1 protein-coding gene and 1 pseudogene are annotated in these 2,293 nt (G+C 37.7%); both read left to right on the forward strand.

The genetic code is table 11. The features are described 5' to 3' along the window. A pseudogene (locus HMPREF2805_RS00365) lies at positions 1-1,299 on the forward strand (hypothetical protein); the annotation flags it as partial. A gap of 620 nt (positions 1,300-1,919) precedes the next feature. Further along, positions 1,920-2,293, forward strand: a 374-nt coding sequence (locus tag HMPREF2805_RS00370) for a YSIRK-type signal peptide-containing protein (RefSeq protein ID WP_148131558.1), incomplete at its 3' end; no start/stop codon positions are given.

Raw genomic sequence — 2,293 nt, forward strand, 5'->3', positions numbered from 1 at the left:
GAAACAACAGCAATCCCATCACCTAAGAAATATGTGAAAGATGATACACGCGACAAAGATCAACCAAATGTGGAGGAAGCAGGTCAAACAGGTTCAAGCACTATCACAACAACATATAGTGTTGATCCTACTACAGGTGCTATTACAGAAACAGTAGGAAAACCAGTAGTAGTGAATCCAACAGAAACAATTGTCAAAGTCGCAGCGAAGGACAAAGTAGTAGAAGCATCAATTGAACCTGAAGTTGAGTATGTTAGAGATGGTGAACGAGAAGTTGACACACCTAACGAACGCGTTGAAGGAGCTAAAGGTAAAACAGTTACAACAACCACTTACGATGTAGATTCAAATGACGGTCATATCACAGAACACGTTGGCACCCCAGTAGTCAGCCCAGCAGGTAAGACAATCGTTAAAGTTGGTGCGAAAACTAAGGTTGAACAATCTAAAGATTCCGAAGGTCGCGATGTGATTGATACCACTACCTATGAAGTTGATTCAAAAACAGGTAAGGTAACTCCAACAACAGTTCGAACTTATGGGAAAACGAAAGAACCAAAAGTAGAGTTAGAACAGGATCCTAAGACAGGTGATGTTACAGTGACACCGAAGAAGCCAGATGGGTCAACATATCCACCAGGAACTAAGGTAGAAATCTCAGGTAAAGATGGTAATCCAATCGTCGTTACAATCGATGAAGATGGTAAAGGTAAAGTACCAAACAGTGATCTACCAAACGTAGAAAAAACAGGTACAGGTAAGATTACTGAACCAGGTAAATCATCTGTGGAAGTTCCTAAGGTAACAACTTTTGAAAACGATGCATTATCGGGTTCAATTGCATTGCCAGAGCTAATGATTGAGGTTAGATGGAATGATGAGGATGGGAATGTCTTGAAATCATCAGTTAAGACAGGAGATGCAGGAGCAGCTGGTCATGGAGTAATTCCGAGATATGAATTTTTAAGAACTGAAGTCGATGATAAAGAACCTATAATCACACATATTTTCAGAAAAGTAAGTTCAAATACAATTCAAGTTCTTCCAGTAACACCTGATACTAATGGTGATTCTAGTCAATCCACAGATCCACTAGCTACTCCAATTCAAGATGCTGTTAGTCCGAATGCAAATCACAGATCTACTACAGCTACTATTGATAAGGAATCTAAGTCAAATGATTCTCAAAATGTATTGCCAATACTAGGAACAGAATCTGATATGATTCTTGCATCTTTAGGACTCCTTGGTATGCTAAGTAGCTTTGGACTTGCGTTTGGAAAGAAAAAAGAAGACTAAAATAAGCATTTCGTTAAAGTTTGAACTACTCACTGTTAAGTGAACGATGAAATAAAAGATTAAGAAACGACCTTGTTCCTCATTTGAAGAAGTACAAGGTCGTTGTTTTATTTTTGAAAAAGGGAGACATCAGTATTTGTATAGTGGATTAAATTTGAAATAGTACATTATAGATTCAAAAAAATTTTTAGAAATTAATGTGACTTTCCTAATCTCTTTGTTCACATCTTATTTCAATCCACTATACCACCCCCCTCTCAAAATATTGCATGTCTTTAATCCTAGTGCTCAGTTTTGAAATGTTCCCAAAAGTTCTCAATCGGTGAGCGATTAGTACACTTGCCAATCTGATATATAGAGAATGTCATCAGAAAGGAGAATCTTTCTGTTTTATTTAAACAAAATGTATATTAATGTATTATAGACATTCGAATATGTTTGCGCTTTATTCGAGAGATTGAATGGCTTTATGCTTGTTTAAATCAATGTAAAATGGTATAATTTGCCTGAAATAGCTATGATGTGTTAAGAGATGGTCATCATAGTAATTTTTATTGTATTATTCCCCAGAGGGAATATTGCTTCTCAATTTGATTTTGTCTTTAATATAAGGAGGAACGATGGAAAAAAAATCAAATTCACTAAGTAGAGTAAAGCGTCGACAACAGGAAAAAGTCTTACGCTTCTCTATTCGTAAGTATAGCTTCGGTGCGGCTTCAGTTGCTGTTGCAGCGCTGATGTTTTTGGGTGCGCGTGTCGTTAGTGCGGATAGCGTAACACCTGTCGACAAACCTCATGTAGAGGCTTTAACTCAAGATACTAGTCCGCTAGCATCGCAAGATAAGGAAGAGCCTGTTAGTTCTGTAAAAGTGGATACAGCTGTTGCAAGTCAGCTTGTGGCACAGATCAAAGACCAGCTCCACGTCAAGGAAGCTGCGAATACAGATCTTTTGGTTACTGCTAAGGAAGAACTTGTTAAGGCTGAACAGACTCT

The organism is Streptococcus sp. HMSC034E03 (genome assembly GCF_001811505.1).
Taxonomy (GTDB): Bacteria; Bacillota; Bacilli; order Lactobacillales; family Streptococcaceae; genus Streptococcus.